Annotated in this window: 21 protein-coding genes; 15 read left to right on the forward strand and 6 right to left on the reverse strand. The window is 42.1% G+C overall.

Going from position 1 to position 19,103, the window contains the following annotated elements; translation table 11 throughout:
* Positions 1-19: 19 nt before the first annotated feature.
* From AC4IFT_RS12105 to AC4IFT_RS12145, 9 genes are read left to right on the forward strand one after another with little or no spacing between them, the layout of a single operon-like run.
* Complete coding sequence (locus AC4IFT_RS12105) at positions 20-949, forward strand: VOC family protein (RefSeq protein ID WP_490751433.1); 930 nt, start codon at positions 20-22, stop codon at positions 947-949.
* A gap of 1 nt (position 950) precedes the next feature.
* Positions 951-2,165 (forward strand): NAD(P)/FAD-dependent oxidoreductase, encoded by a 1,215-nt coding sequence (locus tag AC4IFT_RS12110; RefSeq protein WP_490751434.1) that lies wholly within the window; start codon positions 951-953, stop codon positions 2,163-2,165.
* Positions 2,166-2,183: 18 nt separating this feature from the next.
* Positions 2,184-3,464, forward strand: coding sequence for an MFS transporter (locus tag AC4IFT_RS12115; RefSeq protein WP_490733362.1), 1,281 nt, complete (start codon positions 2,184-2,186; stop codon positions 3,462-3,464).
* A 26-nt stretch (positions 3,465-3,490) separates the two neighbouring features.
* The gene (locus tag AC4IFT_RS12120; RefSeq protein WP_490733364.1) at positions 3,491-4,003 is read left to right on the forward strand and encodes a cupin domain-containing protein; all 513 of its coding nucleotides are present in this window, start codon (positions 3,491-3,493) and stop codon (positions 4,001-4,003) included.
* Between the two features lie 15 nt (positions 4,004-4,018).
* The gene (locus AC4IFT_RS12125; protein ID WP_490751435.1) at positions 4,019-4,864 is read left to right on the forward strand and encodes an alpha/beta fold hydrolase; all 846 of its coding nucleotides are present in this window, start codon (positions 4,019-4,021) and stop codon (positions 4,862-4,864) included.
* Entirely contained in the window at positions 4,861-5,655 is a 795-nt protein-coding gene (locus tag AC4IFT_RS12130) for an SDR family oxidoreductase (protein WP_490751436.1), read from the forward strand. The genes AC4IFT_RS12125 and AC4IFT_RS12130 overlap by 4 nt, the downstream gene beginning before the upstream one ends.
* Positions 5,656-5,666: 11 nt before the next feature.
* Positions 5,667-6,458 carry an aspartate dehydrogenase gene (locus AC4IFT_RS12135; protein WP_490751437.1) on the forward strand — a complete coding sequence of 264 codons (792 nt, stop codon included), beginning with the start codon at positions 5,667-5,669 and terminating at the stop codon, positions 6,456-6,458.
* A gap of 11 nt (positions 6,459-6,469) precedes the next feature.
* Positions 6,470-7,939, forward strand: a complete 1,470-nt coding sequence (locus tag AC4IFT_RS12140) for an aldehyde dehydrogenase (protein WP_490751438.1) — start codon at positions 6,470-6,472, stop codon at positions 7,937-7,939.
* A 41-nt stretch (positions 7,940-7,980) separates the two neighbouring features.
* The gene (locus AC4IFT_RS12145) at positions 7,981-9,624 is read left to right on the forward strand and encodes a thiamine pyrophosphate-binding protein (RefSeq protein ID WP_490751439.1); all 1,644 of its coding nucleotides are present in this window, start codon (positions 7,981-7,983) and stop codon (positions 9,622-9,624) included.
* A 290-nt stretch (positions 9,625-9,914) separates the two neighbouring features.
* Here the strand turns inward: AC4IFT_RS12145 and AC4IFT_RS12150 are convergent, their stop codons facing one another.
* The 4 genes from AC4IFT_RS12150 to AC4IFT_RS12165 are packed head-to-tail and all read right to left on the reverse strand — an operon-like array spanning position 9,915 to position 13,076.
* The gene (locus AC4IFT_RS12150; protein ID WP_490751440.1) at positions 9,915-10,847 is read right to left on the reverse strand and encodes a hypothetical protein; all 933 of its coding nucleotides are present in this window, start codon (positions 10,845-10,847) and stop codon (positions 9,915-9,917) included.
* Between the two features lies 1 nt (position 10,848).
* Positions 10,849-11,868, reverse strand: coding sequence for a phage integrase (locus tag AC4IFT_RS12155; protein ID WP_490751441.1), 1,020 nt, complete (start codon positions 11,866-11,868; stop codon positions 10,849-10,851).
* A gap of 19 nt (positions 11,869-11,887) precedes the next feature.
* Entirely contained in the window at positions 11,888-12,442 is a 555-nt protein-coding gene (locus tag AC4IFT_RS12160) for a hypothetical protein (RefSeq protein WP_490751442.1), read from the reverse strand.
* Positions 12,443-12,485: 43 nt separating this feature from the next.
* Complete coding sequence (locus tag AC4IFT_RS12165; RefSeq protein ID WP_490751443.1) at positions 12,486-13,076, reverse strand: phage repressor protein CI; 591 nt, start codon at positions 13,074-13,076, stop codon at positions 12,486-12,488.
* A 146-nt stretch (positions 13,077-13,222) separates the two neighbouring features.
* Between AC4IFT_RS12165 and AC4IFT_RS12170 the strand changes: the two genes are divergently transcribed.
* The 6 genes from AC4IFT_RS12170 (at position 13,223) to AC4IFT_RS12195 (ending at position 16,936) form a co-directional block, all read left to right on the forward strand.
* A complete protein-coding gene (locus AC4IFT_RS12170) occupies positions 13,223-13,447 on the forward strand; it encodes a regulator (protein WP_072502806.1) in 225 nt (74 codons plus the stop codon).
* 30 nt (positions 13,448-13,477) lie between these two features.
* Entirely contained in the window at positions 13,478-13,987 is a 510-nt protein-coding gene (locus AC4IFT_RS12175; RefSeq protein ID WP_490751444.1) for a phage regulatory CII family protein, read from the forward strand.
* Positions 13,988-13,994: 7 nt separating this feature from the next.
* Positions 13,995-14,129 (forward strand): hypothetical protein, encoded by a 135-nt coding sequence (locus tag AC4IFT_RS12180; RefSeq protein WP_490751445.1) that lies wholly within the window; start codon positions 13,995-13,997, stop codon positions 14,127-14,129.
* Positions 14,130-14,138: 9 nt separating this feature from the next.
* A complete protein-coding gene (locus tag AC4IFT_RS12185) occupies positions 14,139-14,489 on the forward strand; it encodes a DUF5347 family protein (protein WP_211888405.1) in 351 nt (116 codons plus the stop codon).
* A gap of 71 nt (positions 14,490-14,560) precedes the next feature.
* Positions 14,561-14,794, forward strand: a complete 234-nt coding sequence (locus AC4IFT_RS12190) for a DUF2732 family protein (protein ID WP_490751446.1) — start codon at positions 14,561-14,563, stop codon at positions 14,792-14,794.
* Positions 14,795-14,866: 72 nt separating this feature from the next.
* Complete coding sequence (locus tag AC4IFT_RS12195; RefSeq protein ID WP_490751447.1) at positions 14,867-16,936, forward strand: replication endonuclease; 2,070 nt, start codon at positions 14,867-14,869, stop codon at positions 16,934-16,936.
* Here AC4IFT_RS12195 and AC4IFT_RS12200 read toward each other — a convergent pair.
* Together AC4IFT_RS12200 and AC4IFT_RS12205 are read right to left on the reverse strand one after the other, a co-directional pair.
* Complete coding sequence (locus AC4IFT_RS12200; RefSeq protein WP_490751448.1) at positions 16,933-18,054, reverse strand: hypothetical protein; 1,122 nt, start codon at positions 18,052-18,054, stop codon at positions 16,933-16,935. The genes AC4IFT_RS12195 and AC4IFT_RS12200 overlap by 4 nt on opposite strands.
* Positions 18,051-19,070, reverse strand: coding sequence for a hypothetical protein (locus tag AC4IFT_RS12205; protein WP_490751449.1), 1,020 nt, complete (start codon positions 19,068-19,070; stop codon positions 18,051-18,053). The genes AC4IFT_RS12200 and AC4IFT_RS12205 overlap by 4 nt, the downstream gene beginning before the upstream one ends.
* Positions 19,071-19,103: the final 33 nt, after the last annotated feature.

Below are 19,103 nucleotides of genomic sequence, written 5' to 3' on the forward strand. Positions count from 1 at the left end.
CCCTATAGAGGATTAAGCTATGTCAGTGATTGGAATAGAAAAATTAGAATTTGGCGTCGAAGACCTCACGGCCTGCCAAAAATTTTTACATGACTTCGGCTTACACGTTTCGGACAACAATCCCAGTGTGTTTACCACGCTATCAGGGGCTGAACTGGCATTATTTCCCCTTGACGATGCCGCCCTTCCCGCACCTTTTGAAACGGGCTCAACCCTAAGGCGCATTACATGGGGCGTTAAAAACCTCGCCAATTTAAATCAAATTATCGACAACATTCAAGGGTGTGATGGGTTTGAACGAACAGCCACTGGCGCACAATGCCGTGACCCGAATGGCATGACCGTCGCATTTTGCCTTTCACAGCAAAAAGACGTTCAGCTCGACATCACAGGTATCAATCAATGGGGAGATATTCGCCGTATTGATAAACCAAGCCCAATTTATGAAAAAGCCAATCCAATCAACGTGGGTCATGTTGTTTTCTTTGTTGATGACCTCCCTGCGACAGAAGCATTTTATTGCCAAAAACTGGGTTTCCAAGTGTCTGATCGCTACATCGACCGCGCCGTTTTCCTGCGCGCCCAAATTAACGGCTGCCACCATAATTTATTTTTACTGAAATTACCGCATCGCGGCAGTGGCTTGAACCACGTCGCCTTTACGGTTCGAGATATTCATGAGGTGATTGGTGGGGGCTTAGCCATGAACCGCCATAATTGGAGCACCTTTATTGGCCCCGGTCGCCATCCAATTTCTTCCGCCTACTTTTGGTACGTCAATAGCCCAACAGGCGGTGCATTCGAATACTACACCAACGATGACTACCTCACCGAAAAATGGCAACCAAGGGAACTGGAACACTCACTGGTTTCATTTACTGAATGGGCGGTTGAAGGTGGTTTAGATTACGAAACACGCCGCCAAGTCAAGCCGACCAAGGAGTCATAAAATGCGTACCTTAATTCAAGGCGGTATTGTCATTATTGGTGGAGGTCAGGCGGGTGGCTGGGCCGCAAAAACCCTCAGAGACGAAGGTTACCAAGGCACAATTTCAGTGATCAGCGATGAAAACCACGATTTTTACGAACGTCCACCGCTGTCAAAAGCGGTTCTCACACAAGAAGACGCGGTTTTATCACGTTTGTTTAGTGAAGACGACACGCGTGCATTGAATTTGCAATGGTTTCGCCCCGTACGCGCCGAGCGAATTGATACACAGGCTAAATGTGTTTACCTCAATGATGGGCGGTTAGTTAGCTTTGATAAATTGCTTATCGCAACAGGCGGCCGCCCGCGTTACCTCTCAACAGCATGGCAACAGCACCCGCACGTATTTGCCTTACGCTCATGGGATGATGCCCAAGCGCTACGTTCCAGACTCTTATCCGCCCAAAAAATCGCCATCATTGGCGGGGGGTGGATTGGCTTAGAAGTCGCAGCATCCGCACGGAAAATGGGCCTTGATGTGACGATTTTTGAACGTCAAAACCGCCTGTGCGAGCGCAGTGTTCCGCAAAGTGTTTCTGATGCATTAGCGCTACGCCATCACCAAGCTGGCGTTCAGGTCATTACAGATTGTGGCGATATTCAATTAATTGATGACAACGACGCTTTACAAATCGGCTGCCAAAAATGCCCAACTCAATCCTTTGACCTTGCCGTTATGGGGATTGGTGTTGAGCTCAACCTTGAGCTCGCCAAAGATGCAGGGTTATCCGTCACCCATGGCATCGTAATCAACGACCAAGGGCAAACCTCCCACCCTGATATCTACGCCGCAGGGGATGTTGCCTGCCACCCGACGCTTTCTTTGTGTTTACAATCATGGGCTTATGCACAAAACCAAGCCATCACCACAGCAAAAGCGATGCTTGACCCGCAATCCGTAGGGTTTAATGAGCCCGCTTGGCTTTGGTCTGATCAATACCAAGACAACATACAAATCTTGGGTGTTCCGAGTACGCAAAACCTGCAACACGTCCAGCGCCACAGCGAAAATTCCGAGGTTCATTTTGCCTTAAATGAAGCCAACGAATTGGTTCAAATGGTGGCCTTTAATGATGCTCGCGCTATCAAACTGGGTAAACGTTGGCTGCAAAACCAGCGCAAATTAGTTCCCTCAGAACTTGCCGACCCCACATTTTCACTAATGTCACTTAAATAGTGCCTGCGAGGAAAAAACATGGCAAATCAAAGTATCACGATATCCGCCAATGAAAATGCACAAAGTACGCAGGATGCACCAGAAAAAGTGAACTGGCTGATCCCAATCGGCCTATTTTCCTGCGTTTTACTGGCATTTTTTGACAAAATTAGCATCGCTGCTCTGTTTTCCGACGAAAAATTCCAACAAGCGCTAGGCATTGATTTTGATCCGACCCGCTTAGGCTTATTAATGAGCGCCTTTTTATTCGCCTATGGCGTTTCATCCATGTTACTCAGTGGGATTGGTGACCGTTTTCACCCCACAAAAATGCTGCTCTTTATGATCAGTAGCTGGTGCTTCTTAATGATTTTTATGGGGTTCACCCACCATTACGGCACCATGGTTTTTCTACGTGTATTACTCGGTATAGCTGAAGGGCCATTATTAGCCATCGCCTATGCCATTATCCGCCGCACTTTTCCACCAAAAATGCAGGCTCGCGCCACCATGCTCTGGTTACTGGGCACTCCCCTCGGTGCAGCGCTAGGGTTCCCTATCGCTTTGTATCTTTTAAACAATTTTGGCTGGCAAAGTACCTTTTTCGTCATGGCAGCCTTTACCGTGCCGGTGTGGTGGTTGGTGGTCTTCGGTATTCGCCACCCAAATTTAGTCAACCGCAGTGCTCAACTAAAAACATCATCAGGGGAAAAACTGCCTGAAGAACAGATTGCAGAAATGAAAGCCCACAAAAAGCGCCTATTTCAAAATAGCCATTTTTGGATTATCTGCATGTTTAACATCGCATTTTTAGTCTACCTCTGGGGGATGAATGGCTGGTTACCAAGCTACTTAATTAAAGGAAAATCCATTCACTTGGAACACGCTGGGATCCTCTCTTCCCTCCCATTTATTGCCATGTTGTTTGGTGAAGCGATTGGTGCGTGGCTTTCTGATCGCTACGACCGTAGAGCCCTTGTATGTTTCATCTCATTATTGGGTGCTGTGCTCGGTTTGGCGGGCGTACTGTTCCTCACCGAGACCTACAGCATCATTTTAATGATGGCATTCAGCATGTTTATGTGGGGAGCCGGTGCCCCTAACATCTTCGCATTACTGGCTAAAGCGACACAAAAGCAAGTCAGTGCCCTTGCGGGTGGCATATTCAATGGTCTAGGAAACCTTGCTGGCGCTGCTGCACCGCTGTTAATGGGTGTGTTGATTACCGTTACCCACACTATGGATAGTGGGCTGTTATTTATCGTCATTATTGGTTTAGTGGGCAGCTTGTTATTGCTCCCCTTACTGAAAAAATACTAAACACTGCCTCTTTAGGAGATAACGCTATGTCACAACCTCAAATCAAACCCCAAGGGATCCCAATGGCACAATGGATTGAGTCCCGAGTTGCCCGCCTTGAAGGGCGCAAATACGACTGGAACGCACTGAAATTCCAAGCCGATTACGACCCGAAATACCGCCGTGCCCAAATGCGCTATATCGGTACAGGGGCTACAGGTGTCGCCAGTGACGTCAATACCGTTCCTGCGGAAAACTTCACCTTTTCGACCATGGTGTTACCGTCTAAGTGTGAAGGGCCACTGCACTTACACCCTGATGTTGAAGAAGTTTTCTTCATGCTCAAAGGCACCATTACGTTGTTTATCAAAGACGGCGACGAAGAGTATGAAACGGTCTTAAAGGAGCGTGATTTGATTTCCGTTCCTGCGGGGATTTACCGCGGCTTATTCAATCACGGGGAAGAAGAAGCCTTAATGTGCGTGATGATTGGGACGCAAAAACCCGCTATCCCAACTTACCCAGAAGACCACCCATTATCAAAAGTTAAACGCGGATAACAGGAGTAATCAGTGATGAGTCTGCCAATTGAAAATTTACCCGAGCTTCAGCTCGCAAACTTTGGTCAATACCGCCTTAATTGGCGGGAAGCGGGCCAAGGGGAGCCCGTGATCCTCCTCCATGGCATTAGCTCAGGCTCGGCCTCATGGATTTCTCAACTGACGGCATCATCACTGACTCATCACTATCATCTCTATTGTTGGGATGCGCCTGGTTATATGAATAGCCTTGAATTGGCAACAAAAACGCCGGTGGCACTGGATTACGCCGATGCGTTAGAAGCCTTTCTTGATGGGCTGGGATTACAGCAAGTGACCCTCGTCGGCCACTCGTTGGGGGCTTTAATGGCCTGCGCTTTTGCCTCTTTGCATCCTTCGCGCGTCAATGGCTTATTGCTCGCTAACCCCGCACAAGGTTACGGAACAAAAAGTCTTGAAGAACGCAACCGCGTGTATGACCAAAGGCACGATATTGTGTTTAACTCAGGTATCGAAGCCTATGCACAAAACCGTGCGGCAGCCTTACTGTCACCCACGGCTTCACAAGAAAAAATCGAGTGGGTACAGCAAAATATGAGAAAGCTCAACCCAACAGGTTTTTTATCCGCCGCTTGGATGCTGGCGCATGACGATATCAGCCTGTATTTAAAAGCTTATACTGGCGCGATCGAAATGCTGGTTGGAGAAGAAGACACCATCACGCCGCCTTCGCAAGTCAGCCAATTAGCGCAACAAAAACAGTGCCCACTGTTTTATCTTCCACAAGCGGGCCATGCGAGCTACCTTGACCAACCCGCTGAATTTAACCAGCACCTCACTCACTTTTTATCGACGGCTGCTTTGCAAAGGAAACACGCATGAATTTACAGTTAAATAACCGAGTCGCTGTCGTGACTGGCGGAAGCTCTGGCATTGGTTTTGCGACCGTCAAATTGTTACTCGATGAAGGGTGCAAAGTGGCCTTTTGTGGTCGAAATAAAGATAAATTACAAGCCGCAACAACCCTATTAACAGCGTTATACCCGCAGGGAAATTTTATCGCTGTGACCTGCGACGTATTAGATAAAACCCAAATCGAAGCCTTTGCCGAGCAAGTTCGCCAGCAATACGGGCAAACAGATTTACTGATCAACAACGCAGGCCAAGGTTACGTCTCCAACTTTTCAGACACGCCAGAAGACGCTTGGCTGCACGAAGCCCAATTGAAATTATTTGGGGTGATAAACCCTGTGAATACGTTCTTACCACTCTTAGAGCAATCAAATATCGCCTCAATTACCTGCGTGAATTCATTGCTGGCGTTGCAACCTGAACCCCATATGGTCGCCACATCTGCGGCAAGAGCCGCACTATTAAACATGACACTGAATTTATCTAAGACATTGTTACCCAAAGGAATACGCGTCAATTCTATCTTACTGGGCATGGTAGAGTCTGACCAATGGCGCCGCCGCTTCGAAAGCCGCAGCGACACCGATCTGACTTGGGAACAATGGATAGGCAATATCGCCAAAAACCGCGGCATTCCCATGCAGCGCTTGGGCAAACCTGAAGAACCTGCTCGCGCACTGGTTTTCTTAGCATCCCCGATGGCGTCATTTACCTCGGGTGCAGCTTTGGATGTCTCAGGTGGCTTTGCCCATCAAATTTAAAGGATTGAAATATGAAAACGTTAATGCTAATTGGCTATGGCGCGATGGCAGAGGAAGTGATGACTCGCTTACCTCGTGGGATAACGCTGCGCTGGATTGTTGCTCGTGCACATCACCACGATGCCATTCTTAAGCGCTTTCATGGGGAAGTCACCCCAATTGAGGATATCAACCAAATCAATGAGACCCCCTCTCTTGTGTTGGAATGTGCCAGCCATCAAGCCGTTAAACAATATGCGCCCCTTGTTTTGCAAAAGGGCTGGCGGCTCGCGATTATTTCAACGGGGGCACTCGCGGACACAACAACGGCACAGCACTTAACCGCGTTAGCCAAACAACATCATGGGCAGTTAATCCCGCTAACGGGTGCCGTTGCAGGGCTTGATGGATTACGTGCGGCGAGAGAAGCCAATATTACGCAAGTGACTTACCAATCACGCAAAAGCCCAGCGAGTTGGCGTAATGGTCCTGCCGAGCAATTTATCGACTTATCTCAAGTCACTGAGGCAACTGTATTTTTTACGGGTAGTGCACGGGAAGCTGCACTTAATTTCCCAGCGAATGCCAATGTTGCCGCAACCGTTGCCCTTTACGGAATTGGTATGGATGACACCCAAGTGCAGCTGATTGTTGACCCCAATACGAGTAAAAACACCCATCGCATTGAAGTACAAGGTGACTTTGGGCAGTTTTGCATCGAACTCAATGGCAATCCACTTCCCTCTAACCCGAAAACATCCATGTTATCAGCCCTAAGTGCGGTGGAAATTTGCCGTCGTGTTGCTGAACAGGATGCCATTTGACGGAGAACATCATGAATAAAATGGATATTTTTGTCGGCGGAAAATGGCAATTGGGCCGCGGAAAAGAGATGCAATCGCGTTTTCCTGGTGATAACCATATCGTTGCGACCCTAAATAGCGCTAGCCTTGAAGACGTCGAAGACGCCGTGATTGCCGCAGAAGCCACATGGCGAGAGCCCTCATGGCGAAATATGCCTGCCCACCAGCGTGCCGCTATTTTGTATAAAGTCAGCACGTTAATTGACGAACAGCGCGAAGAATTAACGCGCTTACAAACCTTGGATAACGGCAAGCCGTGGGCTGAAGCCCGTGGCCTAGTGATGAGTGCCGCGGCTACCGCTCGTTATTTTGCTGCGGTCTGTGAAGTGTCGGGTGGTGAACTTCCCCCTCGCCGCCAAACGGATATCATGACAATAAGTACTTACCAACCTATTGGCGTTATTGCGGCTATCACCCCGTGGAATTCGCCGATTGCTAGTGATATGCAAAAAATTGCCGCCGCCATTGCCGCAGGGAACGCCGTCATATTGAAACCCGCAGAAGCAACGCCGCTTATCTCGTTAAAACTCGCTGAAATCTTTGAACAAGCGGGCTTACCTAGCGGCTTGTTAAGCGTACTGCCAGGTAAAGGCTCAATTATCGGCGATGCCCTCGTTCGCCACCCTTTAGTGCGAAAAATATCCTTCACAGGGGGCACCAATACAGGGCGACAACTGGCCCATATTGCGGCTGATAAACTGATCACCACCTCGTTAGAGTTAGGCGGGAAATCCCCAACGATCGTATTATCCGATGCCGACCTTGACCTTGCGGCTCACGGTGTTTGCTACGGTATTTTTAGTTCGATGGGGCAAGCGTGCATCGCGGGTTCCCGTTTATTTGTCGCCCGCGAGATATACGACAAATTTATGGAAAAACTCACCGCATTAACCCAAAACTTAATTATCGGTGACCCTCGCCAAGAACGCGTACACATTGGCCCATTAATTTCCCCAGCTCACCGCGATAGCGTGCAGGCCTACGTTGATCTGGCCATTCAAGAAGGCGGAAAAATTCGCCTTGGTGGGAAAATTCCTGCCGACCCAGCCCTCCAATCGGGGAACTATTATTGCCCCACCATTATTGAAGGCTTAAATAACCAAGCACGTGTTTGCCAAGAAGAAATCTTTGGTCCCGTCTTAGTGGTCATCCCCTTTGATAACGAAGATGAACTCATTCAACAAGCCAATGATTCCGTGTACGGACTCGCAGCGGGAATTTGGACGCGTGATTATACCCGCGCCTTTAAACTGGCGGATGCCCTTGAAACAGGCACCGTGTGGGTCAACACCTACAAAGTTTTTTCTATTTCCACCCCATTTGGCGGCTTTAAAGAAAGCGGCCTGGGTCGTGAAAAAGGCCTTGAAAGCCTCAAAGCCTACATGCAACAAAAAAGTCTGTTTCTGGCACTTAACCCACAACCAAACCGTTGGTGTGAATAACCAATCCGTCAAAGGATTATTCAAGCATTAAGGAGAATATAATGTCTGACATGATTACGGTTGGCGAAGCCGTCGCCAGAACATTAGAGCAATACCAAGTCACCACGGTTTACGGTGTCATTTCAATTCATAATTTACCCATTGCTGATGCCATTGGCCGTCGCGGGATCATCGACTTTACTCCAAGCCGCGGCGAAGCGGGCGCGGTGACCATGGCCGATGCCCATAGCCGTTTTCGTGGGCTCGGTGTGGCATTAACCAGTACAGGTGCAGGCGCGGGGAATGCCATTGGCTCAATGATTGAAGCCATGAATGCTTGTTCACCCATGATCCACATTACGGGTCAGGTGGAAAAAGCCTATTTAGATATGGACGCAGGGTTTATCCATGAAACCCCTGATCAGCTCGGATTTTTGCGGGCAAGTTCCAAGCAAGCTTTTCGTGTACACAGTGCAGAGCAAGCGGTCGCCGTCTTGCACAAAGCCATCCAAGTCGCCCAAACCGTGCCTTGCGGCCCCGTATCCATTGAAATTCCAATCGATATTCAAGGTGCGCTAGTGCCTATTTCCGTATTAAGCGCCCCCATTGTTCCCTCTGCATTGCCTGCATGCAGCGCTTCTCACGTCGACACTATTTGGGATAAACTTCAGCAAGCAAAACAGCCATTATTATGGATTGGTGCAGGGGCATTACAGGCAGCATCTGCCATAAAACGCCTTGCTGATCAGGGTATTGCTGTGATTAGTAGTACCCACGGACGCGGAATTCTATCCGATGATCATCCTTTTAGCTTACGCGCCTTTCATAACGCAGATTCCATTGATGCCTTAATGCGTAGCTGCGATTTATCCTTGGTGGTTGGCTCCCGCTTGCGCAGCAATGAAACCAAAACATGGTCATTACCTTTACCGCGCCCGCTGATCCAACTTGATATTGACCCGCAAGCTGCCAATCGAAATTACATTGCTGATATTAATATAACTGGTGATGCGAAGGCCTTACTGGAAGCACTGGCAGATAAAATGGAGCTCGCCAACCGCCCTGTATCTGACGCGTGGAAAAAACAGGTGCAAAATGCGGTTCAGCAGGCAGAGCAACAACTGCGCGAGCAATGCGGTGCTTATAGCGACCTCAGTGATGCCGTTGAACAAACGCTACCAAAAGAAGGTATTTTTGTGCGGGACATTACGGTTTCAGGAAGCTTATGGGGCAGTCGGTTATTAAAAGCCACCAAGCCGATGCACAATATTCACTCCCTTGCCGGCGCAATTGGTTTGGGTCTCGCGATGTCTATCGGCAGCGCAAAAGCCAATCCAAACACCTCGGTCATAGGCCTTGTTGGTGATGGCGGTTTGATGCTAGGGATTGGGGAACTCGCTACCATGGCACAAGAGCAACTCCCTATCGTTTTGATTATTATGAATGATAATGGCTATGGCGTGATGCGAGGCATTCAGGAAAAATATTTCGCAGGCCGACAGTATTATAATGAATTACTAACGCCTTCATTTAACCAATTAGCTCAATCAATGGGCATTACCGCATTTACCATCGACAAAGCCACGGATTTTAAATCAACACTCCAGCAAGCCATTGATTTAAAAAAACCTGTCGTGGTCGAAGTGCTGATGAATAAAATCGGCAAAATGAATTTCTCAGGCCCACCGCAGAAGAAGTTGTTTTAATTGATGTTTAGATAAAAAAGACCCGACCAGAGCAGCTAAAGGCTGCTCTTTTTGTTTATAGACCAACCCACCAGACACAAAAAAGCCACTTCGTTAAAAGTGGCCTAATGCGCTGATTTAACAACTAAAATTTGGTGGCCCCTACTGGACTTGAACCAGTGACCAATCGATTATGAGTACGTTCCCTACCCTTTATAAATCAATAAATTACATATTTATCAAGAAGATAGAAAACGGTGACTGATGGTTATTTAGGAGGATTCTGGTTCTCTGCCGCCAGTTTGTCGCCATTATTCATAGTTTGATAAATAATACAAATCAGGTAAAAGCCTTTCAATTGATTTGTCAGGAGCAAGTATGGTTACGATTTCTTCTATCATTAAACTTAAAGTAACAAATTCAGGTAATATATCCATGATTATATATTGATGTTCGTTTAGTAATGTTACATAAATTTTTTCTTCATCAAATAAATCTACACTTTTATGGTTATTATATGTAGTATATGCTTTTTTTAGTTTGTCTCCTTCACTACTGAAAATCCAGTCATCATCAACTACTACACCAAAATCAGAAATCAGTTTTTTTATCGACCCCATATATTTAATAAATCTATTAATATAATTAGAATTAATTTCCACTTCTAATCCATCTTCAATATTAGAGTAACTTGTTGAAAAATAATGATAATCAACATGCAGTGATTTTATTTTATCATTTAAATATCTAAAGTGAGATAGGTTAAGTTTACTATTATAATGCCCATGTTGAATAAAAAACTTTTTATATATTAAATGGCCATTGCAATTATTTTTTGAGTATTTATTATTTAAATTACTTAATTGTTCAATAATATTTTTCTTTATGGTGAAGTATATATCAACTGTATTTTTCTTTTCTGACTCAATAATTTGCCTTTCAGTTTGTTTAGTTCTATGTGTATTAGCCACAAATGCGGCCATAATAGGTGCTGATGCCAAAATATATAATGGTAATGCACTAACTTTCAAAAACTCGCTATACCCATCCTTTGATATATCAATTGAATACCCCCACCAAATAGGAATTCCAAAATATAAAAAAGATAATATTGGAATAATCAAGGCAGCCCAAAATAATTTTTGTTTATCTAAGCTTTTTTCAGTTAATCGAAAGTATCCTCTATAACAATACATACAGAAAAAAATAAAAAATAAGATAGAAAAGTAAGCTACTATATACATTCTATATATCCAACTTCACCAAAGGATTATAAACCAGTGCATCATTAAGATGATCTGGGGCGAAATGGGCATACCTCATTGTCATTTTGATATCAGTATGGCCAAGGATTCTTTGTAATACTAAAATATTTCCACCGGACATCATAAAGTGAGATGCAAAGGTGTGCCGCAAAACATGTGATGATTGTCGTTCTGGTAACTCAATACCTGTGCGTTTTAAGGCGGAGCGAAAGGCAGAATAACAGGATTTAAATAACCGCTTAGAGCCTTTCACTTTCGGTAATTCTACAATTAATTCTTCGCTGATAGGAATAGAACGGTTGCGCTTTCCTTTTGTCTTGGTAAAGGTCACCGTATTATTGCGAATCTGTATGGCGGTTAAATTCTCAGCCTCCGACCACCTAGCACCTGTTGCCAAGCAAATTTTAACCACATGAATTAAATCAGCCGATGAGCTATTTTCACACTCAGTTAATAGCAGCTTAATTTCATCATCAGTTAAAAATGCCATTTCTTGTTCGTCGGTTTTATAAGAACGAACTTTGGCTAACGGATGCTCTAAGCCCCACTCATCAAGGCGAATTAATTCATTAAACATGGCTCTAAAATAAGCCAGCTCTAAATTGACGGTACGGGGTGTGACAGTTTTTAAACGATCAGTACGAGTTATTTCACCGCTTAAGCGCTTTTCACGGTATACCGAAAACATCTTGGCATTAAATTCAGTCGCTAATGGATCGCCCATTGCATCACAAGCAAAGATCATAAGTGATTGGCGTTTCTCTCCATCCCCTAACGTCACACCATGCGCACGATACCAGGTGTCCACTAATTCAGTCAGCTTGCGCCTATCCTGCTTTTCACCTAGCCACGGTTTATCTTCCGTCTGCTCAACGATATGGCGCTCATAGGCTATGGCTTCACCTTTTGTGGTGAATAACTTTCTTATTCGCCTACCTGTTCGGCCGTTTGGATAAAGTTCTACTTGCCAACGACCGTCGGGCTGTTTTTTAATTGTCAAAATAGCTATCTTCTATAAATTATTTCTTCTCTATTTTATATTTTTTAGTTATTTCAAAACAAGGCGGTAATAAGACAGAAAGAATCCCTCCAGATATAATAGAAATAAAATCAAATCCATACTCAAACATAAAGAATGGAGTGGTAAGAATAATCACTGCCACAAGAACGTATGCAAAAATGCCAGAGTATTCTTTTTTCAACAAACATTTAATTACTTTGTTTTCACTGAAATTAAATCCAAATGCTACAGCTAATAAAATGTAATAGTAAACATAAAGACCATTAAGATTATCATCATTATTTAAACTGCAAAAAAAATAAAGAGCCAATATACCAAAAATCAACATTAAAATAGATAGGCATCTCTTAAATTTTACAGAGTCATATACATTGCTTAGCGCAACAAAAATAAGCATTGAAATAAGCATAATCTTAGAATATAAGTTTTTATACTCATTACCATTTAAATAATTATATTCAATACAAATATATGAAATTAAAAAGGCCAAGACCGGAAGTACGATAATTAAAAAAAACAACCCTTTACTTTCTTTAGTTAATTCGCTACTCATGAAATTTCTCCTTATATTATTATTAAATTTTAGGTTTATTTAATTATAAATCTAGAATTTCTTTCACCACACGTCCAATGATTTCTAAATCTTTCAACTCACAATCAAACGCCATACCTACGCCAGCAACACGTACACGTTGAACTGGAATTCGGGTAAGTTCTCTAATACTTATTTTCCCTTCAATATTCACTAGCCATTTACCATCGAATACATCAGAAAATGTTTTATCAACAATGTAATAGTCACCATCAACTTGAACACTTATAGGGTCATTAGGTAATGGCTTTTTAGGCGATAACATCACTTTATCAAACATCACACTACTTGCATGTTGGAGCATGCCATCAATTAGTTTGAAGTTAGTCAATCGAAGTAAATCCACCCTTTCATTATCGAAAGGATTACCCGTTCCCCAAACTAACCATTCAAGATTAGCCCCCGTTTCATGCATACACCGAACAACCATATCCGCAGGAAATATATTTCTCTTATATCTTCCCGAAATTGCGCTAGCCCCCATATTAAAATGTTCAGCCAGCATCATTTTTGATGAAAAACCATAGGCTTCCATGATCCTATCTAGAACAGCACCACTGTTTTCACATGAAACAAAATCAAAAGAGTCGCTCATTTTCATTCCCGCAAACTTTACGAAATGCAAAATATAGCTTAATTGACGTTGACACTTCACTTTAGGTGAAGTAAAGTTTCCATCAAGTAAACTTACAAATACTACTGAATACCACTGAATAACTCACTAGCAGGAGATTTTGCCTTATGAGACCTACAATTTCAATTAACATTCCATCCCCCTACCTCACAATTGAGGCATTTAGCCAGCACTCAGGGCTTTCAAAATCAACCATCCGCGACATGATTGCTGATGGCCGTTTGCCTGTCCGTGGCAAATCTGCCGATATGAAACGAGGAAAAGTACTGATTAACCTACTTGCGCTTTATACGGATGCATCGAAAGGCTGTGATGTTTCGCTTAATGCGTAACTGATTATTCGCTTTTTGAGAATTTAAACCATGTTTGATTATCAGGTTTCCAAACAAGCGCACTTTGATAATGCCTGTCGGGCATTTGCCACATCCCACAAAGGTGAGCTTGTTCAGATTGCGAATGATATCGGCATGAACCCACAAATGTTACGCAACAAGCTAAACCCCGAACAACCGCACTTAGTTACCTGTGCAGACTTGTTTAAGCTAACCTATGCCACCAAAGACCCATCATTGTTAGATGGTGTATTGGAGCAACTGAATTGCCAGCCATCCGTCCCTATGACGGATATTGGTGATAACAATGTGCAAGGTTATCTATTAGGAGCTACCGCAGAGGTCGGTAAATTAGCCAATCATATGGTTGAAGGTGGCCATATCAACAGCACAAGGTCAGCAGAAATTAAGCAAAGCGTGAATAACGCGATCCGTTGTTTAGCCTTAGTTAGCGTCACTATCTCAGCACGTTTTCATTCAAACCCTGCATTAGTATCCGCGATTGATACGGTAGTAGGTTTTGGCCAATCAATAGTGTGAGGACAATATGACTCAAGCACACAAGCAACAATATAAATACAAAGTTACGGGCGATTCATTTAAAGCAAAATCTAACAATGATTTAAAAGTGATCATCCCTGTAATTGTTTTTGCCGCTATTTATTTAATTGCAAGAATATAGGTGGAAATTATGTATCAGAACCCAATAGAGCTAGAGCAACGCGCTCAATATATGCAATTAGACCAGCGCATTAATGGGCTTAATAAAACATCAGAAATTAAATCAAAACACTTTGGTTTAAAAAATGATGAGCTGAAATATTTTATAAAAGAAATGCGCGACCGTTTTAATGAGCATCACGAAGAAAATAAAAAGTTTTTAGGTGTTATTTTCTATATGGCGAATATTGATAAGAGCCGCCACGACTGCCAATTTGAAGATCTCACCACGAAAGAGGTTTTTAATATCGTTAAAGCCATTAATCACATAAAAGCGATTAGTGCATTTTTACCAAAAAACTTAGCCTTACCTCTTAATTAAATAACCGACAAAAATTTAATGACATTGATTTGTCAGGGATTTTTACACGCTAAAATTAGGAAAACAGATAAATGAATATACCAGAACCGATGTTTACACCTGTATTTGATAACAGTTCAAACGACGCTGTTTTGATGGATAGCTGCATCAACTGGAACCGCCAAGACGAGCGCAAGGTCTGTAATGACCGTTATGCGTCACGACTGCGCAAACTGCAAATGTATGTACTGACTGAAAAGCCTGATTACGCAGCTATCAGTCAGTTAATCGAAAGTGAGATTGGGCATATAGAGAGTCATGCATAGCAATATAGCGGCATACACCTAGATATGCCGCTAACTCTTTTTATTCCCAGTTTTCTTTTTCATGAGGTTTAAATGGCTTTCGAAACAAACAATTCAGTTATGCAAGCCTTGTATTACAAGCCAGCACAGCCTATTGAAAGGCCGTTCCCGACTTATCCTGAACTTCATGAAAAAGAAAAAAGAGCCAAAGCATTAGCCAATGCAGAAACGCTGCTTTCAGAGCAACCTAAAATTGTTCAAATTACCGTTAATAAACGGTATGACGTGCTATTCAAAGATCAAGGCCTTGAACGTGCTAACGCCTACCTTGCTAAGAATTTTTGTGAACGCATTTACCCAAGGGTTGAGCAAGTCACAAAACGCTATTGTTTAACGAATAAAAATTCTGAAACCTACCGATTTTTTAATTGGTTTAATGCGATGCCTGATATGTCGCGTAAATCTCTTGAATCATTAGCCCTTGAATTATCCGCTTTTGTATTCACCACACTTTCAGACCTCAGCAAAAAACGCACTGATGAAGGCGATTTAAAGATTGCGCATATGCTGTATACGGAAGCAGCTGCGATCACCCAAGCCTATCACCAAGAACCTCCACGCTTAGCGAAACTAACCAAACGCTACTTTAACGAAAAGGACGCTTTTATTGCTATCGCACAAATGACGTCTGAAAAGTGGTGGCTAAACCGTTTACGTAGGCATGCATCAGAATGGCGCGAGCACTTACATATTGCGTTAACTAATGTCAGCAAGCGCAGTAGCCTTTATGCAAGCTCTATGGCCATGAGTGAATGGAAAGAGCAAAAGCGACGCACCCGTGAGTTTCTGAAATCAATGGAATTAGAAGATGAGAACGGTAACCGTTTTAGTTTGATTGATAAATATTATGGCAGTGTGGCAAACCCTGCCATTCGTCGAACTGAGATGATGGTTAGGATTCGCGGCTTTGAAAATATTTGCAATGAACTTGGCTATATTGCGGAATTCTACACGTTAACAGCCCCATCTAAATATCATGCCACTACCATACACGGCCACCGTAACCGTAAATGGAATGGCAGTAGCCCCGCCGACACGCAACGTTATTTAAGTAAAGTGTGGAGCAAGATGCGCGCGAAATTACACCGCAATGATTTGCGAATTTTTGGTATTCGTGTGGCAGAGCCGCACCATGATGCAACCCCACATTGGCATATGTTGTTTTTTATGTTGCCTGAGCAAGCGGATAGTATCCGCGAAATTCTTAGGGAATATGCCTTTGAAGAAGATGAAAACGAACTCATTACCGCCAAAGCCCGAAAAGCCCGTTTCCATGCCGAAGCCATCGACCCTGAAAAAGGTTCAGCAACGGGCTATGTGGCCAAGTACATTTCTAAAAATGTGGATGGTTATGCGCTCGATGATGAATTAGATGATGAAAGCGGTAAACCGATGAAAGAAGCCGCAATGGCTGCCGCTGCATGGGCTGGCCGTTGGCGTATACGTCAGTTTCAATTTATCGGTGGCGCACCTGTTACCGTTTACCGTGAATTACGCAAGATGGCCGATCACGATACTGCGGTAGGTCTGGATGTGGAGTTTGCTGTTGTGCATGATGCCGCTGACTCAGGGGATTGGGCTGGCTATATCAATGCTCAAGGTGGCCCATTTGTGCGTCGTGACGATCTTATTGCGCGTCTGTGGTACCAAGAAAGCGAAGAAACCAATGCCTATGGTGAGGAAATTATACGGGTTAAAGGTGTATTCTCGCCTTTAGTGGGTTCTGATAGTCCGATTATTACCAGACTCAAGAGCTGGAAGATTGTGAAGAAGTTAGACGAAGCGATAGCGGAGTCTGTTTTTAGTGATGCGAACGCATCACCTAGGAGTTCTGTCAATAACTGTACGGAGGTTCTCAGTACGGTTAAAGATAGGAACGTGGCCATCAACAATATTGTGGATGCGGCCAAGTCGATTGGGATAATTTTTGACCCAGATAAGGATAAACCGATGTTGCTTTCGTTATGGAAAGGAGCGGTTTATACAGAGAATGGCCAAAGCGTGAGGTTTCACGGAAATGGCCATATACAGAAGATTGTGACTAGGGAGCAGAAAAGGAAATCGCACCTAGAAAAAAGTAGAAATCTTTTAGAGCGAATTTAATACCCTTGACGTTCTTGGGCGAGCTGCATTTCGTATCTATGCTCACGATAGTCATAAGAAATCTCCTGACATTTAAAATTCCAGTCATTTTTTAAATCAGAGAGCTCATAAATTGCGATTCTTCTGAATTTATTAGATTCACGTTGGTTAATAAAATCTAAAACATCAGCTATTTTATCAATAAATTCAATAGTCACATGAAAATAGTCTAGTAAGTATACAAGTAAATTATTTACCTTTACACAATTATAAAAATAACTAACGTCAGTAATGAAACTATATATACTAGAACCGTCTTTTTCATTTTCTTTTTCATCATCTTCAAATTTCCTGCAGATCTCACCCCATTTCTTTATTAAATATCCAGCTCTATTACTAATATATAAAAACGACATTAATTCATCATAATAATCAGAAATATTTTTTAAATGAAAAGTAACAAGATAAATTTTAAGTTCCCCATCCGCTTCTTTTTTTTCATTTAAATAGGTAGTTAATTTCTTTATGTTTTCCGATAAAGAAATAAGCTTATTATCAAAGTTTTCTATAAATTCTTTATCAGCTTCATATAACGCACCATCAATAACGCTGGAATTTATATAAACATTTTTATATAACGAATTAGGGAATTTAACGTGTAATTCCAATTCAAAATCCTCTTTACCACCTGAAATAAATTTTAATTCCTCAATAATATATTTATTATGTGCATAGAAACCATCTGAAATATTTTTTACTTCGGTTACTTGAATTTGCTTTTCAGTTTGTATCGTTCTATGAATATTCGAGACTATAACCCCAAAGATCGGAGATAGTGCCAGTACACCTAAAGGTAGCTTACTTTCATCAAAAAAAGTGCCAAATCCAGTAGAGTTGAAACCTATCTCATTAGATAAAAAAACAAAATATTCTAGATAAAAGAAAATGCCAATAGGTACTATAATCCCTAACCAGAATAAGTATTGCTTATCTAGACTATCTGATTTTATTTCAAAAGAAACCTCTCTAGTTCTTTTTAGGGATGCATCAGTTACTAGGTAGGATATGGCAAAAAGTACTGCAATAGTAACTAGCAACATAATTACTGGCATTTGTTCAATTGGTGATGATCCCTTCATTTTAAATCCTTATCATATTTTACTGATGCTTGCCCTAACTGTTTTCTGACCATATATGTACCATAAAAATTCTGAGTAAACTCATTTTCTATTGAGAAATCATACCCAATAGAATAAAGTAATTTCTCTATAAATTTATCAATTTCTTGTAGTGCTTCCCATATATTATGCATGATATTTAATTGATGATAATTTTTACCTTTATCATAATCATAAGTGAAATCTAAGTATTTGTAATTTTCTTGTGCTAGCCCAAAGTGTTCAAAGAGGTAAAATATGCTATCATGTATGTCATTAATGATTTTGTTTATTTTTGTTTCATTTCCTACATACCTTATTATTGTTTCATTTGAGTTAATATGAAAATTCATCAGGTAACTCGTGGAATGTTTGTATAAATCACCATATAGCTTATCTAGTTCAGTAATGAAATTATTAGATATGGCATTATTAGCACCTGCTAGAACAGATGACTCTTTGAAAATATCTCTATATAATTTCATTCTGCTTTTTATTGTATATTCACATGATAAAAACCCAACTTTAAATTCTTTTAATTCATCACATATTATTTTCATGTGGGAGTTAAAAGAATCAAAGTTGTTTTTTAATTTTGTTATTTTTATTTGATCTTCCGTTCTTTCAATTTGTTCTTTTGTTTGTATAGTTCTATGAATATTTGATACGAATACCCCAAATATTGGAGAGAATGCTAGAATACCCAAAGGTAATTTACTTATTTCAAGAAATTTATTATATCCTTGCCAAGAGCTATCTAATTCAGTTCCATACCAAGCAACAATCCCAAATAAAATAAAAGAGAATATTGGTAATAATATAGCTATCCAAAATAAATTTTGTTTATCTAAACTATCAGGTGTTAATTTGACCATCTCCCTAGCTCTTTTACAAAAAAGAATGAGAAGAATAGTTGGTGGAAAAATACACACGATGAGTATGAACCACCAATTTAACTGCGTTTGTTTTTTATTTTTTTTATTTTGTTCAATATCCATACCACCCCCTATCAAAATTTGCACAGAATTCTA

It is taken from the genome of Providencia sp. UF-183, assembly GCF_058246155.1.

What these genes read in the sequence shown, in the direction of transcription:
- AC4IFT_RS12105 (WP_490751433.1), top strand. Translation starts at nt 20, where the DNA reads ATGTCAGTGATTGGAATAGAAAAATTAGAATTTGGCGTCGAAGACCTC.
- AC4IFT_RS12110 (WP_490751434.1), top strand. Translation starts at nt 951, where the DNA reads ATGCGTACCTTAATTCAAGGCGGTATTGTCATTATTGGTGGAGGTCAG.
- AC4IFT_RS12115 (WP_490733362.1), top strand. Translation starts at nt 2,184, where the DNA reads ATGGCAAATCAAAGTATCACGATATCCGCCAATGAAAATGCACAAAGT.
- AC4IFT_RS12120 (WP_490733364.1), top strand. Translation starts at nt 3,491, where the DNA reads ATGTCACAACCTCAAATCAAACCCCAAGGGATCCCAATGGCACAATGG.
- AC4IFT_RS12125 (WP_490751435.1), top strand. Translation starts at nt 4,019, where the DNA reads ATGAGTCTGCCAATTGAAAATTTACCCGAGCTTCAGCTCGCAAACTTT.
- AC4IFT_RS12130 (WP_490751436.1), top strand. Translation starts at nt 4,861, where the DNA reads ATGAATTTACAGTTAAATAACCGAGTCGCTGTCGTGACTGGCGGAAGC.
- AC4IFT_RS12135 (WP_490751437.1), top strand. Translation starts at nt 5,667, where the DNA reads ATGAAAACGTTAATGCTAATTGGCTATGGCGCGATGGCAGAGGAAGTG.
- AC4IFT_RS12140 (WP_490751438.1), top strand. Translation starts at nt 6,470, where the DNA reads ATGAATAAAATGGATATTTTTGTCGGCGGAAAATGGCAATTGGGCCGC.
- AC4IFT_RS12145 (WP_490751439.1), top strand. Translation starts at nt 7,981, where the DNA reads ATGTCTGACATGATTACGGTTGGCGAAGCCGTCGCCAGAACATTAGAG.
- AC4IFT_RS12150 (WP_490751440.1), bottom strand. Translation starts at nt 10,847, where the DNA reads ATGTATATAGTAGCTTACTTTTCTATCTTATTTTTTATTTTTTTCTGT.
- AC4IFT_RS12160 (WP_490751442.1), bottom strand. Translation starts at nt 12,442, where the DNA reads ATGAGTAGCGAATTAACTAAAGAAAGTAAAGGGTTGTTTTTTTTAATT.
- AC4IFT_RS12165 (WP_490751443.1), bottom strand. Translation starts at nt 13,076, where the DNA reads ATGAGCGACTCTTTTGATTTTGTTTCATGTGAAAACAGTGGTGCTGTT.
- AC4IFT_RS12170 (WP_072502806.1), top strand. Translation starts at nt 13,223, where the DNA reads ATGAGACCTACAATTTCAATTAACATTCCATCCCCCTACCTCACAATT.
- AC4IFT_RS12175 (WP_490751444.1), top strand. Translation starts at nt 13,478, where the DNA reads ATGTTTGATTATCAGGTTTCCAAACAAGCGCACTTTGATAATGCCTGT.
- AC4IFT_RS12180 (WP_490751445.1), top strand. Translation starts at nt 13,995, where the DNA reads ATGACTCAAGCACACAAGCAACAATATAAATACAAAGTTACGGGCGAT.
- AC4IFT_RS12185 (WP_211888405.1), top strand. Translation starts at nt 14,139, where the DNA reads ATGTATCAGAACCCAATAGAGCTAGAGCAACGCGCTCAATATATGCAA.
- AC4IFT_RS12190 (WP_490751446.1), top strand. Translation starts at nt 14,561, where the DNA reads ATGAATATACCAGAACCGATGTTTACACCTGTATTTGATAACAGTTCA.
- AC4IFT_RS12195 (WP_490751447.1), top strand. Translation starts at nt 14,867, where the DNA reads ATGGCTTTCGAAACAAACAATTCAGTTATGCAAGCCTTGTATTACAAG.
- AC4IFT_RS12200 (WP_490751448.1), bottom strand. Translation starts at nt 18,054, where the DNA reads ATGAAGGGATCATCACCAATTGAACAAATGCCAGTAATTATGTTGCTA.
- AC4IFT_RS12205 (WP_490751449.1), bottom strand. Translation starts at nt 19,070, where the DNA reads ATGGATATTGAACAAAATAAAAAAAATAAAAAACAAACGCAGTTAAAT.